This is a genomic window from Pseudoalteromonas sp. MBR-15, assembly GCF_053628915.1.
Genome location: NZ_JBRJHH010000014.1, coordinates 81,555 through 95,898, shown reverse-complemented (window position 1 = coordinate 95,898; position 14,344 = coordinate 81,555). Strand labels below are relative to the sequence as shown.

At 40.5% G+C, this 14,344-nt stretch carries 17 protein-coding genes; 7 read left to right on the top strand and 10 right to left on the bottom strand.

The annotated features are described in order from the left end of the window. Positions 1-621: 621 nt before the first annotated feature. The 3 genes from ACSSVW_RS17110 to ACSSVW_RS17100 all read left to right on the top strand — a co-directional run bounded on the left by ACSSVW_RS17110 (position 622) and on the right by ACSSVW_RS17100 (position 1,794). Positions 622-756: an SH3 domain-containing protein gene (locus ACSSVW_RS17110; RefSeq protein WP_421420670.1), complete on the top strand. Its 135-nt coding sequence runs from the start codon at positions 622-624 to the stop codon at positions 754-756. Positions 757-942: 186 nt separating this feature from the next. After that, positions 943-1,293 (top strand): hypothetical protein, encoded by a 351-nt coding sequence (locus tag ACSSVW_RS17105; protein ID WP_182396717.1) that lies wholly within the window; start codon positions 943-945, stop codon positions 1,291-1,293. A gap of 120 nt (positions 1,294-1,413) precedes the next feature. Then, a complete protein-coding gene (locus ACSSVW_RS17100; RefSeq protein WP_036972420.1) occupies positions 1,414-1,794 on the top strand; it encodes a VOC family protein in 381 nt (126 codons plus the stop codon). On the opposite strand, the gene ACSSVW_RS17095 is transcribed toward ACSSVW_RS17100, so the two are convergent. Further along, a complete protein-coding gene (locus ACSSVW_RS17095) occupies positions 1,791-2,216 on the bottom strand; it encodes a MarR family winged helix-turn-helix transcriptional regulator (protein ID WP_036972421.1) in 426 nt (141 codons plus the stop codon). The genes ACSSVW_RS17100 and ACSSVW_RS17095 overlap by 4 nt on opposite strands. Before the next feature lie 195 nt (positions 2,217-2,411). Here ACSSVW_RS17095 and ACSSVW_RS17090 point away from each other — a divergent pair, with 195 nt between their 5' ends. Further along, positions 2,412-3,410 carry an NADP-dependent oxidoreductase gene (locus tag ACSSVW_RS17090; protein WP_454179800.1) on the top strand — a complete coding sequence of 333 codons (999 nt, stop codon included), beginning with the start codon at positions 2,412-2,414 and terminating at the stop codon, positions 3,408-3,410. A 214-nt stretch (positions 3,411-3,624) separates the two neighbouring features. Here the strand turns inward: ACSSVW_RS17090 and ACSSVW_RS17085 are convergent, their stop codons facing one another. After that, positions 3,625-4,140 carry a TFIIB-type zinc ribbon-containing protein gene (locus tag ACSSVW_RS17085; protein WP_421420005.1) on the bottom strand — a complete coding sequence of 172 codons (516 nt, stop codon included), beginning with the start codon at positions 4,138-4,140 and terminating at the stop codon, positions 3,625-3,627. 21 nt (positions 4,141-4,161) lie between these two features. Beyond that, entirely contained in the window at positions 4,162-4,749 is a 588-nt protein-coding gene (locus tag ACSSVW_RS17080; RefSeq protein ID WP_065979606.1) for a DUF4202 domain-containing protein, read from the bottom strand. 174 nt (positions 4,750-4,923) lie between these two features. On the opposite strand from ACSSVW_RS17080, the gene ACSSVW_RS17075 reads away from it, so the two are divergent. Next, entirely contained in the window at positions 4,924-7,434 is a 2,511-nt protein-coding gene (locus ACSSVW_RS17075; RefSeq protein ID WP_421420003.1) for a bifunctional diguanylate cyclase/phosphodiesterase, read from the top strand. Here the strand turns inward: ACSSVW_RS17075 and ACSSVW_RS17070 are convergent. Beyond that, complete coding sequence (locus ACSSVW_RS17070; protein ID WP_036972428.1) at positions 7,409-7,873, bottom strand: TlpA family protein disulfide reductase; 465 nt, start codon at positions 7,871-7,873, stop codon at positions 7,409-7,411. The two genes, ACSSVW_RS17075 and ACSSVW_RS17070, sit on opposite strands and share 26 nt — an antisense overlap. 245 nt (positions 7,874-8,118) lie before the next feature. Between ACSSVW_RS17070 and ACSSVW_RS17065 the strand changes: the two genes are divergently transcribed. Both ACSSVW_RS17065 and ACSSVW_RS17060 read left to right on the top strand, forming a co-directional pair. Continuing rightward, complete coding sequence (locus ACSSVW_RS17065; RefSeq protein WP_074988515.1) at positions 8,119-8,688, top strand: Tll0287-like domain-containing protein; 570 nt, start codon at positions 8,119-8,121, stop codon at positions 8,686-8,688. A 99-nt stretch (positions 8,689-8,787) separates the two neighbouring features. Beyond that, positions 8,788-9,123 carry a zinc ribbon domain-containing protein YjdM gene (locus tag ACSSVW_RS17060; protein ID WP_074988514.1) on the top strand — a complete coding sequence of 112 codons (336 nt, stop codon included), beginning with the start codon at positions 8,788-8,790 and terminating at the stop codon, positions 9,121-9,123. Here ACSSVW_RS17060 and ACSSVW_RS17055 read toward each other — a convergent pair. From ACSSVW_RS17055 to ACSSVW_RS17030, 6 genes are all read right to left on the bottom strand, one after another. Further along, on the bottom strand, positions 9,120-9,920 hold the full coding sequence (locus ACSSVW_RS17055; protein WP_454179798.1) for an alpha/beta hydrolase: 801 nt from the start codon (positions 9,918-9,920) through the stop codon (positions 9,120-9,122). The two genes, ACSSVW_RS17060 and ACSSVW_RS17055, sit on opposite strands and share 4 nt — an antisense overlap. A gap of 189 nt (positions 9,921-10,109) precedes the next feature. After that, positions 10,110-10,955, bottom strand: a complete 846-nt coding sequence (locus ACSSVW_RS17050; protein ID WP_036972433.1) for a mechanosensitive ion channel family protein — start codon at positions 10,953-10,955, stop codon at positions 10,110-10,112. 41 nt (positions 10,956-10,996) lie between these two features. Further along, entirely contained in the window at positions 10,997-11,968 is a 972-nt protein-coding gene (locus tag ACSSVW_RS17045; protein ID WP_421419999.1) for a calcium/sodium antiporter, read from the bottom strand. Between the two features lie 343 nt (positions 11,969-12,311). Then, entirely contained in the window at positions 12,312-12,716 is a 405-nt protein-coding gene (locus tag ACSSVW_RS17040) for a hypothetical protein (protein WP_036972435.1), read from the bottom strand. 21 nt (positions 12,717-12,737) lie between these two features. After that, a complete protein-coding gene (locus ACSSVW_RS17035; protein WP_075593433.1) occupies positions 12,738-12,965 on the bottom strand; it encodes a hypothetical protein in 228 nt (75 codons plus the stop codon). 215 nt (positions 12,966-13,180) lie between these two features. Further along, positions 13,181-13,990 (bottom strand): sulfite exporter TauE/SafE family protein, encoded by an 810-nt coding sequence (locus ACSSVW_RS17030; protein ID WP_036972438.1) that lies wholly within the window; start codon positions 13,988-13,990, stop codon positions 13,181-13,183. Positions 13,991-14,344 lie beyond the last annotated feature (354 nt).

Below are 14,344 nucleotides of genomic sequence, written 5' to 3'. Positions count from 1 at the left end.
TACCTACCATTAACATTATTAGCTATTGATTAAGAACACCATATAAACGACTCTCATTTACATGCTTTAATAAGGCCAGTTTATTTTTCAAAATAAAATCAAGATAAGAAATTTTTTCATTATTTAACACACGTTCTTTATTTAGATTAATCTCAACATTATTGAGCTGTATAACTAAATTTTGAATGTAACTTAAACCATAACCAGCTTACGTTCTAAGATCTTCTATTTCAGACTCTATTTGATTGACATCATTTAAATTAACAGCGAGTAATTTAGAGCTAAAAAGCAGCAAACCAACCAAAAAAAACAAGATACAAAACTATTAGGCCTAATTTCCATAACTATTCCTTATCATTAAAACTCCCCCTTTATTAAAACAAACATTACATCAATTCAATAATGTATCAAACAAAATAAATATTAAAAAACAGAAAGCATAATAAATCACTACATTAAAATAAAAACAAACAAAATATAACTACAAAAAGAAAAAACAAAAATTAGCTATTAAACAACTCAAATAACATTGCAAATAAAAAACAGCTTAATTTATTCAACTTACAAGGACGTTTATTTATCTATGTATATTTTTCTCCTCATGCTTTTTCATAATTTTTAATTTCTGAGCATATAAAAAGAGTCAATTTAAGAGCTCAGGCAACATCATCATCTGAACTTGTTGGCAACATAAATGCAGGTGAGAAATATGCAGTTATCGGTACAAGAAGCACCGGTAGCTGGTTAAATATTTAGCACAACGATACATCATACTAGGCTTATGGCAGTGGATATTTCGGTCAAACTCAGGGCTCTTATATTGAGTTATCTCAAGATCAAGATGGGAATGATATAGGCTCTGTTCCAAGTGATTCGCGAATAGTAGTTTTACAGGAAATAGGCGAGAGTATTTTAACCTGGTTTGATGGTAAGCTAAGCCGTTTGAATAAATCAGATGTTGATCTAGACATTCCTGTTAGTGATTATGAATTTACCTCAACCCCTTCTACCCAAGTTATGATTGAAGAGATATTTTCATATTCCATTACTGTTAATTATGTTGGAGGCGTTGAATATAGCCTTGTTAAAGCACCTAGTGGCATGGTAATTAACCAAAATGAAATAACGTGGATGCCTTCTGATTCAGATATTGGGCAATCCACGGTTATTATTCGTGCAATAATTGATGACCAAGTCATATTGCAATCATTTACTATCGATATTTCAGCACCATTTCCATTGTGTAATAATTTAAGTGATATAAATACCAAATTCATAAGACAGAAGAGTTAGACAAAACTCTAACAACTATAAAAAACCTTGTACGCATTTGCCTACAAGGTTTTTTTATCCCTGCAAAACAGCAAAAACTGTGCTTTATTTATAGGACGAATAAAAACAAGAGCACAATGAATGGAGTTTATAAGTCAGGTTATTTACGTCGATAACGTAGAAGAAGTACTCGACTTTTATTATCAAGCATTTGGTTTTAATACCAATCATATAAGTGACGATGCAGAGTACGGCGAGCTCGTAACGGGCACGGTGAAATTAGCGTTTGCCACTCACCCACACGCGCAATCTTATTTTAAGCAAGGCTACATTCGCGCGCACCCGAAGCAACCCGCATTGGGATTTGAATTAAGATTTAGTTGTGAAAACCTAGCACAAAGCTACGATAAAGCCGTACTTGCAGGTGCTGAACCTTTATGCCCACCGACAAAAAAAGACGCCCAACATTATGCCTATGTAAGGGCCATTGAAGGTACATTGGTGTGCCTCATTGAGATTTAACTTTTTGTCAGCTCGGTATGCAGCTCTAGTGTCAGCACGCGAAGTTCCTCAAGGCGATCTAAGCTCATATTAGAGCGTGCCATTAACTTAGCAGTTAATTCTTCCGCGTCTGTTTTAAGCTGTATGCCCTGCTCTGTTAACGAGATCACTTTTTTGCGTTCATCTTCACTAGAGACTTGGCGAGTTAACAAGCCTTTTGCTTCTAACCGTTTCACAATAGGGGTCAGTGTGCCTGAGTCTAAATGCGTATCAAAAGAAAGCTCTTTTAAGCTTACTTGATTTCTGTACCACAAAGAATGCATCACGATGTATTGCGGATAGGTTAAGTCATACGCTTCGAGTAAAGGGCGAAACGCTCTTATTAGCGCATTAGTCGCACTGTAAAGCGTAAAACACACATTGTCTGATAAGTTTTGAGTCATTGCAGTGCCTTAAAGATAATTACTGCGGCTATTATTACGTTAATTTACTTTGCGCGCAAATTATTTTCGAATAACACTTGCCATTTACCTAAAAGATCATTAAATTGATCGCAAATAGTTTGCGCGCAAATGTTTTGCGTGAATCTTAGTTTGTTATTTCACTAGCATTGCTAGATTAAAAAATACGAGGTTCTTATGGCTACAAGTCAACAGATTCATTTAGTATCACGCCCTACAGGCATGCCGACCCACAATAACTTCAAGCAAGTAGAAATAACATTGCCTGAACTACAAGATGGTGAAGTCTTAATTAAAAACACCTGGATGTCAGTCGACCCTTACATGCGCCCACGTATGATAGATCGTGAATCTTACATCGAACCCTTTAAATTAAACGACGTTATGGATGGCGGTGCCATTGGCGAAGTAATTGAATCACGTAACAATCAATTTCCTGTTGGCAGTAAAGTAACTCACCTTAGTGGCTGGCGCACTGCACACATTAGCAATGGCAGCGACTTAACCCTGTTACCTGATGTACCACTGCCTGATCAATTATTTTTAAGCACCATGGGTATGACGGGTTTAACTGCATGGGCAGGCCTTACAAAAGTTATCACTCTAAAAGAAACAGACACTGTGTTTGTGTCTGCTGCATCTGGCGCAGTCGGCAGTGTTGTGTGCCAAATTGCTAAGCTAAAAGGCTGTAAAGTTATCGCCTCTGTGGGGTCAGATGAAAAAGCACGCATGCTAAAAGACTTAGGGGTTGATGCTGTAATCAACTACAAAACCGTTGAAAACCTTACTCAAGCACTTCAGCAAGCCGCTCCACAAGGGATTGATGTTTACTTTGAAAATGTCGGTGGCGACCACCTTGAAGCAGCATTAAATGTGATGAACGATTACGGCCGCATTCCTGTTTGTGGCATGATCTCAGGTTACAACAACGACACGGCGCAACCTGGGCCAAATAACTTATTCTTCATTAACTCTAAAAAGTTAACCGTACAGGGCTTTATTGTTATTGATTATTTTGACCAATTCCCTGAATTTATCGAGCAAATGGGCGCATGGCTCAGTGAAGATAAAGTTAAGTCTGAAGAAACAGTATACGAAGGCATAGAAAATGCCGTAAATGCTTTTCTTGGTTTATTCGAAGGTAAGAATAAGGGCAAAATGCTGGTTAAGCTATAACACGCTAAACGTGTAATAAACAGCCTGTGTCTTCGCTGACACAGGCTTTTTAAAAGTGAACAAATTTAAAAGATACCATCGTCGAAACCAGAACTGTTTACGATTTAAACGCCCTTGAAAAGAAAACAGTACGTCACAAATAGCTAAATCTCGAGGTTTCGAGAGGTACATAGCTTTGCGAGTTAGCTCAGCCTCAGGGGCTTTATATAGGTTATCAGCCATTCAAAAGCGATAAGTATGCCAGCTGTGCCAGTTTTTCTAATGATGAGCTTGCCTTAGATTCTGGTTTTTCAGCATCAACAGAATAACGCCTTTTTGGGATCTTAACTTGAATAAAGCCATGGTTGTTTGCCATATCGTTACGTAATAGTTCACGATCTTTTGGGGTTAGGTGATTTTCATGAATTTTTTCAAGTTCACCATTATCAAGCCAAATCGCGGCACAGTTGGGGCACTCATCTAACTCAACTACTTTAAGCGGGGTAAAAAAACGCCGCATCATCACGATATCAGGGCACTTAGGGCAATTAATCCGCTTGGTAAGATCAATGCATTCTGTCGGTAATGTTTGTAAGTGTGCGACCAACACCTGTGCTGTTTTTAAATTGGGATCGCTGAAGTGAAATATTTGCCGATTATCAAAAAACACGCCACCCGTTGATGAAAAATACACCTTAGTATCGCCAATACTCACCTCATTAAGTGGTGTATTTGTGCGTGGACAATCCATAAAACATCCTTGTTTTTAATATTAGTTAAGCGCTTTTAAAATAAGCGGTTTTAATGGTTCTGGCAATGCGATTTGCCCAGCTAAAACAAACTCATGTGCTTCACTCGACATTTTTTGCCATGTTTTACGAATGATCCCCAGCCATTTAGCCTCGTCGTAATCAGGTTTACTCATTGCAAAATCAAGCATGTAATGCTCAATAAATACCAAACTTGCAATATCTTCTATCAGTTGGCTGTCAGGGTTATGTTTAATGTTCTTTTTAGCAACCGCAGCATACACACGCTCACAATCAGCTAATGAATAGCCCGCAGTTTTCATTAGCGCAGTCACTCGCTCAGCATGAAAATCGTATAACGCGCCTCGCCACTGATAATAACCCTGCTTACCTAAAGGGAAATCACTGCGAGGTGAGCGCCAACGTTCAATATGCTGACCTCGTGCAGCAATGTGCATTAACTCATCAGCGTCAGGTTTAAAACGCGTTAGCATGTCTGTCATACGCATCGCATAAAGGAATTCTTTTGCATATGACTGCCCCTCGAACTTCACACTATTTGGATCAGCATTATTTGCATTATCTATTGCTTTTATTACAGCTTGGTACATAGGAGTTCTTTCTTAAGTATTTGCAAATTATTGTAATCTGGTCTGTTACATTTTGCTATTTTGTTGAAATTGATGAGTAATTATTGAGCTTTGCTAGACAATAAAGCAACCCTAAACTAGTATTTTTCAGTAAGTAATTTCATACTTTAATTGCCTAAGAGTTTAGGGATGCCCTTGCTGAAGAAAAATAAAATCTCTCAATCGTTACTTTCCTTTATCATTAGTTTCGGCTTATTTTCAACGATTGCATTCAAGGTGTATTTTGATAGGCAAGAAATGCATGAGCTGGAACAAAAAACGATTCTGAATAGTTACAGTAGCGATGTTGAAAAGGCCATTCTCAATGCCCTTCAAGGCCCTTATTTAGTGCGCGCAGCAATGCGTGACTATTCATACACACAAGAGCAGTTCGAAACACTCGCCAAACAAATCCTTAATCACAGCGATGGCAGCCAAACGATCCAGTTGGCGCCAAACGGAATTATTGCCTACAGCTATCCATTACTAAGCCATGAAAGTGTCATCAATGCAGACTTATTCAAAAACAAAACCATTCAAGATTCTTTGCAAAAAACGATACAAACCAAACAAATGCAACTTGATGGGCCTAAAGAGCTCTCACAAGGTGGGCAAGGGTTAGTCGCACGCTTACCTATTTTTAAACAAGACACCCTTTGGGGCTTTAGTATTGCTGTGCTGCGCTTTCCTGAATTTATAAGCAATATTAAACCTAAACTTGCCTCTGCATCTCATCGTTTTGAAGTCTGGCAAAAACAAGACACCAATTACCGGCCTTTACTCGCTAATCAGACGTTTGATGAAAGTGAATGGCTAACTCAGCCGATCATGATAAAAAATCAGCAATGGGTAGTCGGCATTAAAGACCAATTTATATTGCGTAGTCACACCGAAATTGCTGTTTTACTGCTGTTCTCACTGCTGTTGTCATCTATCAGCTGTTATTTGTTTTTTATCACGGCGCGTCTTCGCGAGCACGAGCATAATTTAGAAGAATTAGTGCAAAAGCAAACAGTCGAACTTTCAGAACAAGCGTTAGCACTCAAACAAGCACAATCATTGAGTGGTGTGGGGAGCTGGCACTTATCACCCGATACGGGAACGCGTCATTTATCAGCCCAAGCCAAAGTGCTTTTTAACTCAGATTCGACAGAACAAACGATCAACGCTATCTGTAACAGCATCGACAGTTTTTATAAAAATGCCTTTTTAAATTTTATCAATTCACGCCCAAATACGCCTATAGAGCTTGAGTACACCATAAAAATTAATGGCGAAAAGCGCTGGTTTCACGAACTTGCAGAGTGGAACTTTAAAACCAACACTTTAGTGGGGACTGTCGAAGACGTCAGTGACGAAAAACACCAGCAACATGAACTCTATCGGCAGGCTAATTTTGATCCAATGACCGGACTGGCTAATCGCCATTACACTGAAAAATACATCACCAGCTTATGTCCTCAAAATCAATATAACTCAGGACTTACCTTGTTATGTGCTGAAATAAAAGGCTTTCGACAACTCGAAGATATCTATGGTCATAATTTCATAAACGAATTACAAATAATCATTGCCAATCGTTTAATAGAGTTTGCAGAGCACTACCACGCATTTTGCGCCCATATTAAACCCGGGTGTTTTCTACTGCTGTTAAAAGAAGCTATTTTTGATGAAAAGCTTGCAACCTTTGTTGATAAACTTCAACACCAAGTTGCTGGTTTAATTGAAACCGCAGGCACGGCCCACTTTTATCATTTTTATATTGGTGTGGGTTATCCTCATTTACAAAGTCTCGATGCAAGAGAGCAAATTAATACGGCACTTATTGCAATGAATGAGTGCCATAGCTTAGAAAAAGCATTCACTATTTACAGCCAGTCTCTAAAAGATAAGCTGATAGCAAAGAGCGACTTAGAAAGTGATTTGCGTCACGCCCTCTCTACCGGTAAGCAATTGAGTATGGTTTACCAACCCATTCTTAATACCAAAACAGGGGCGTTGGTTGCATGCGAGGCATTAGTTAGGTGGCAGCATCCTGTTAGGGGCTATGTGTCACCAAACGAATTTATCGCCATTGCAGAGCAGTCTGCGTTGATCAACTTATTATCGCGGTGGATCATTGCCAAAGTCGCTGAAGACTGTCACCGATTAGTGGAAAATAACATTCATATAAGAATGTCGATAAACCTGTCTCGTAAACAGTTTTCAGATGCGCATCTCGTAAAACGTTTAAGCCAAGAAAAAATGACCTTGTTCCCGGCAGATCAAGAAATAAACCTTGAGATCACTGAGTCTGCTCTTTTTCAAAACACACAATATGCCATTAGCTTAATGCACAAACTAAAAACAGCCGGCTTTGATTTATCGCTTGATGACTTTGGAACGGGTTATTCATCGCTTGCGTCCATACAGCAATTCCCCCTTGATAACGTGAAAATAGACCGCGCGTTTATTTGTAATTGCGTCGAAAACCCGCGTGACGGTCTTTTTTTACAAACCATGAGTGACTTGGCGCATCATTTAAACTTAACCATCACTGCCGAGGGGGTCGAAAGCTCAGAACAATGGCAACTGGTCAGTGATAAAGGCATTGATTACATTCAAGGGTATTTAATTTCAATGCCATTACCAATCGAAAAGTTTATTGAATTTGATCCTGCCCCGTAAGATCGCGGGCAATACTTTGCTGAGGCTTTTCAATCATTCGGGTAAGTTCTGTGCCATCATCACTGATAATGATGGTAGGGGTGTAACGTAAGTCATGCTTCTTTGCGAGGCCGTTAGGGTCGAGCTTGTCGTAGCCAACCGCAACTAAACGCAATGAACCAAGTTGCACTTTAGCCATATCAAGCAATTTTAAAAAGCGCGGTACTTCGCGTTTAGAATCATGGCACCACGTGCCTAAAAAAACTAAAGCTTGCTTGCCTTGCAGTGCTTTTATTGTGTTTAGGTCATTTTCGCTTGGCGAATAGTCTTCATATTCTTCGCTAAATTCAGCGTAGTTTTTAAGTAAGTCTGCAACCGTTATATCGCCAGCATAGGGCGCTTCAGCGGCAAACAGCGTCGTTGACAAAAGCACCACAAAGGCACTCAATACATATTTCATAATTATTATTCTCTACGCTATTAAAGTCCCACAATAACTAATTGCGCTTATTTACACCAGTTTTAGGTGCGTTCAAAACAACACTAAACGCTCTAAAATAAACCTCTACGATGAATAAAAACATGTGCATTAATAGGGTTAAATCAACATCCCTGCTTTCAATTCGGCCTATGATCACACGCTATTCGCAAAATCTTAAAATCTACCCTATTATATTAGTTATAACTAATATAATGAGAATCACCATGGTCACAGCAAAAAGAGTCAGCGGTCTTTTAGTACTTTTCAGCTCAATGAGCTATGCACAAACAACACCGCCTAATATCGCGAGTTTGGAGAGCGAAGCCGTTGAGCGCATTGCATTATTTGCAAACACACTCAAATCTGAACTTGGTGAGGCAATACAGCAAGGTGGGCTTGTTGCAGGGATTGATGTGTGCCAAATGAAGGCGCCCGCTATCGCTGAAAGTTTGTCAATCAATGGCTGGAAAGTCGCTCGTAAAAGCAGCAAAAACCGAAACCCGAACAATAAACCTGATGGTTGGGAGGCCGAGAAAATAGCCGAACTTCTGGACATGCTACGAAACAGCGAAAGCATCGAGAATGTCACATTTTCAACCACCCGCGATGGTCAGTTTCGCTTTGCCAAAGCCATAAAAGTTGCCCCGGTGTGTTTAGCCTGTCACGGTGAAAAAATATCACCAGAGGTAAAACAAGCGCTCAATAATCATTACCCTAACGACTTAGCAACTGGGTATAAACTAGGCGATTTAAGAGGCATTTTTTCTGTGAGCAAAACACTGGAAACCCCCTAATACAATGCCATGATGGTGTATTTGTAAGTAACTTAGGCTCGCATAGTGCACCATTAGCCATTAATATAAGCGCAAATAAAATTAACCTAGGTGTAGTTTATGTCGACCCCTCCTTGCCCAAAGTGTCAATCGGAATACGTATACCCAGATCAAAACAACCTCATATGCCCTGAATGTGGGCATGAATGGAATCCAACGGCTGTAAATAGCGATGACGTGATCACAGTAAAAGATGCCAACGGCACTTTATTGGTAGATGGCGATAAAGTGACAGTTGCTAAAGATTTAAAAATCAAAGGCAGCTCACAAGTCATTAAAATTGGCACCAAAGCTGTTATTCGTCGAGTGCTCGATAAAAAAGACCACGAGCTCGACTGTAAAGTAGACGGTATCGGCGAAATGATGGTCACTGCAAAATTTGTAAAGAAAGCTTAAGCTTGCGCGTCCTCAGCCAGCCATGACAACATGGCGCTGCGGACAACTTCAATATGCTCGCCGCCCACAGTCCAGTGACAAACACCTTCAAGCTCAATAAACTGAGCCTTATTTCGGGCATATTTTTTTGCCATTGCTCGCTGTGCTTTGATGGGGGTCACCCTGTCTTTATTGCCCGCAATGATAAGTATTGGGCAGCGAATTGATGCACTATTAACGCGTGAATAACCCGTTGGAAAAAAGCCACTTACCCCCATTTGAAATGTAGCCCGCCCCGACTCATAAGTCGCATGCTGATATATTAGCTGCTGAACCGAATCAGGTTGCGTATTCGCAATACCATAACGAATCTGCGCAAGCGTAATGTGTGTTACCCGCCGCCATAGCGGGAATAAAAATAAATTACGTCCAAATGTGCGAATAACAGACCAACTCCATGCATTGATCCCCCCCGGTGCGGCTGATGAAAGTAAAATAAGCTTGGCAACATGCATCCTTGCAGCGACCAATTGAGCCAGTAAACCACCCATCGAATGACCAGCAATAATGGCAGGCCTATCAAGCTTGGCTATTTCTGCCATAATAAACGCAACATAATCTTGTAAGCGCAGCTTCGCTAATGTCTGTTTATCTGCTGTTGTATAACTTGATTTGTCAAAATGCATTGGCAACGTTAATGCATGAACTTCAAAGCCCTGTTGCGTAAATACTGCCGCCACGTCTTGCATAGCCACCGCGGTGCTCCACATACCATGAATAAGGACAACGGGTGGTTTATTTTTAAACTGTGTATTCATGCCGTTCATACCATTTATTAACCCATCGAAACGACAGCTTATGTGTGCTGATGTCGATGTTTGTCGTTTTTAAATTGTAAAACATCATTGGCAATTGGGTTTTAAGTGAGCGTTTGTTTATCTTTACCATAATGCATTGTTACCACCCACGGTGGTTAAACAATAAAAGCCACAATTGTGGCTTTTATTTCACACAGGCTCGCTTTTAGTAACAAGCCGTTCGGGTATGTGTAAGGTACGCTGCGGAAATGGAATCGTTAAGCCTGCGTCTTCGATTGACTCTTTAACGCGCTTATTTAAATCCCAATACGTTTGCCAATAATCGTCATTTTTAGCCCACGCTCTAAGCTGTATATTAACTGCACTTTCGGCCATAGCCGATACCATAACGTGAGGTGCAGGCTCTAAAAGTAAGCGAGGTTCACTGGCAGCAATACGTTTTAATACATCGAACCCTTCATCAATCGAATCGGCATACGAAATACCCACAACAATATCCATGCGGCGTTTACCATTTCGAGTAAAGTTTTTAATATTATTGCCCCACACAATCCCGTTCGGTGATGCGATATATAAGCCATCGATGGTTTGAAAAATAGTGGTGAACAAATTAACTTCAGAAACTGTTCCTTGCATTGAACCTATTTCAACAAAGTCACCCACTTTAAACGGCCTTAAAATAAGTAACATCATGCCAGCAGCAATATTACTTAAAGTATCTTTAAGCGCTAAACCAATCGCGAGGCCTGCGGCCCCCACTAACGCAATCAAACTTGCGGTATTTACGCCAAAAATATCTAAAATAAACACACCACCAATCACATATACCGTATAGCCTGCAACCGATGACAAAATAGGCAAGAGTGTGTCGTCTACTTTATTCAGTTTTGAATGAGAATTTTTAATCGCCTTTTTCACAGACTTGGCGATAAGCGCACTGGCAATTAAAATTACAATCGCCAGCACCAATTTGTAGCCCAGCGCAATAATAGTCTGTGAGTGATTAAGCCAAAAATCGCTAACCGTTTGTTTCATACTATGTCCTGTATAATATATTTATATTTCAATTCGTTAACTTAATTGCTTACTGAAAACAGTAACCACGCATTATAGGCACAGTACACAAGCAGTAGCCCAACCCCTTCAACTCTGTTTATTCTGCCAGTCCTGCGATAACCATAAGCAAATACTAATAAACATAGCGTTAAAAAGAACATCGCTAACCAATCACGCATTAATAAATCACTTGAAAGATTAACGGCAGGCGCAATAACACCAGCAATGCCTGTCACCGCTAAAATATTAAACATGTTAGAGCCAATCACGTTACCAATGGCAATATCGTGTTCACCTTTTCGCGCTGCGACAACTGAGGCGGCAAGTTCAGGTAACGACGTACCCAGTGCCACAATAGTTAAGCCAATAATTAAATCGCTTATTCCCATAAGTTCAGCAATATTTACCGCCCCCCACACAAGTAAACGAGAGCTGGCAATGAGTACAATAAGCCCGATGACTAACCAAGTAATAGCCGCCTTAAGCGACATAGGTTGGGCACTCAGTTCCTGCTCAACATCGTTTTGTAAAGTATCGTTTTTGCTTTTTAGCGCAGCAAAAATACTCCAGCCAATAAAGGCTAGAAACCCAAGTAATAATACAATGGCATCAAAACGCGTTAGGCTGTTGTCCCATATCAACACAGCAAGCAAAATACTAACAAGCAGTAATAGTGGTAGCTCTTTTTTAACAATCGTTGAATGAACGACTATCGGCGAGATAATAGCTGTAAGGCCCAAGATCAGCCCTATATTTACGATATTTGACCCAACGGCATTCCCTAAAGCAAGCTCAGGGCTGCCGTCTGCCGCCGCCATAGCTGACACCAACATTTCTGGCGCAGACGTGCCAAAGCCAACAACGACCATACCAATTAAAAGAGTTGGCATACCCGCATATTTAGCACTGACAGCGGCACCATCAACAAATCGATCGGCACTCCAAATCAGCAATGCAAAACCGCATAAAATAGCGAGGACAAAAGTAATCATATGAACTCCCGGCGCATCAGTGGTAACAAAATGACCGACTTGAACATTGCGTAGTCACCCAGACGACACGCTAGAAAAGTAATAAACACGAGCAGACCCCTTAGGGCGGAATACAATAAGGCATACACTATGCCCGCCCGGAACACAGTAGATGCCTTAAGTCTTGTCAATCCATACTACGGACATGAACGCCACGAACGAATGTTCGGAGACTGTTGACGTTCATCTTAGTAACTAAGCGACTACTCCCCTAAGGTTAGGCGTAGACTATATAACCAAAAGTCACAAGTACAAAGTAAAATCTACACCTTTTTTACTTGTTTTTTTACCACGATTCGACTTCTTAAACAGAGTAACGTTCGACGACAATACCCGCCACATCACATGCTTTACAGTGCAATTCCCAACCACCAGCCCAAGTTCGAGCATGAAGACTTGCATGGCAAAGTGGACACACTTCATCAGCAAATGTACTTGGAGTTAACGCTTTTGCACGCTTAGAAAAAAACCTTAAAAACCACAAAATGTTATCATCGATGTTTATCGCAAGATCGCGACGTAAGGTATCGCAAAATGCGTTAAAGACTGCCTGCTTGTATTCCCGTTCATGTTCAGGCGATTTTGCAGCATACAGGCCAAGATAGTGATCGATTTCTTTAACACGTTCAGGCCATGCGTGTGCGTCTATATGATGTTGGCAATCAATCAGTTCTGCCAATGTATAATTTGCGTAATCTGGTTTTATCATCGTAAATTTCCTCCTTAAAACTCACTCACTCGGATAAAGAGAGCCATTTTTATTTATCTCTGCTAACCACTGCTCAAACAAGGTATTAGCATCAGCCAGCTCATTCTGTGACAAGCGTGGGGAGTGCTTTTGCTCAAACCAAGCATAGCGATTATATAAATCATTATTTTGCGTCATTTCCATAAGCAAACGATTAATCGCATAGGCTTTAGCCGCACTGTTTACGCCCACTTGCTCATCGACAAACATATACGTGCTTTTTCACTTCCCTGCATCGCTGCGCGCTATGAATTCAGCCCTTGCAAGTTTAGTAGGAAATTGCGAACGCACATAAAATTCAGCTGTTAAACGTAAACATAGCATCCCACGATAAAATGCAAATTGCTAGATTACGCTAGCCCAAAAAACTTGAATGCAAGACATGGTTGCCCAACAGGTGCCTTACATTCAAGCATTAAAATATGCTAGCGAGTCAGCATATTAACGGCCATTATAATGAGTAAAGTGGCAAATATTTTTTTGATCAATGACACTGGCCATGTCTGCGTTGCTAAGGCCCCCCAAGGCGCAGTAAACCAAGACGTACAAACAATACCCAACAGAGCCGGTAAATAAACAAACCCTGCAAAACCGTCTTGCAATGCAAAGTACTGACTACCCGCACTGATGTAACCTACCGAACCAAATAGCGCAATAACAATGCCACAAGCCGATGCGCAACCAATGGCTTTTTTCATATCGACTGAAAAAAACGTTAATAATGGCACAAGCACCGCACCGCCCCCAATACCTATCATGGCAGATAAACCACCGGTGATTGTGGTTAAAAATGTAAGCAGACCTTTATTAGGTAATTGGCGCGCAGTGGATGTATCTCCCCTGCCCCCAAAAATCATTTTAAGCGCAATGAGCACAACGCAAATAGCGAATACTAACCTCACCACATTTTCTGGTAATAACGCCGCAATAAACCCACTGATGAGCGCACCAAGTGCCACACCAACCATCACCCAAGGCGCAATTTCCCATGGCACATTGCCATTTTTATGATGCGCTATTGCTGACGACGTTGAAGTAAAAAGTATGGATGCCAATGAGGTTGCAATAGCCACTACCACGACCTGCTCTGCGGGTAAGACATTAAAGTGCAGTAATATAATGCTGAGTATTGGCACAATCACTAAACCGCCACCAATCCCTAATAAACCGGCTAAAAACCCAACGCCACTGCCAAGTAAAGCGCAGTAAAGCACCAACACGATTAATTCACTCATTCCCTTTATCTCTGTTATTCGTTTAGATTTCGAGTATATCAATTAAAGGAACAATAGTTGCGGCGTTAAGTATTGAATATTACTCACGTTTCACATGAAAAAACCACATCATAGCCTCACCCATTTAGCCATCTAGACTTTCAAAGTATGTTTAAGTGCTTTGCACCCATATTAAATACACACCACAAGAGTACGTCCCTTTAATGTATGAATCGCATTCATGTTTTACCTGAAATAAAAACGTTTTTCTTCATGCTCCAGAGCACGTATAAATTTATTAACGCTGCAAAGGTTACGACAGCTAATTGAGTAGCCTGTTATGACTAACACAGCGATAAATGATTAAACAGCAGT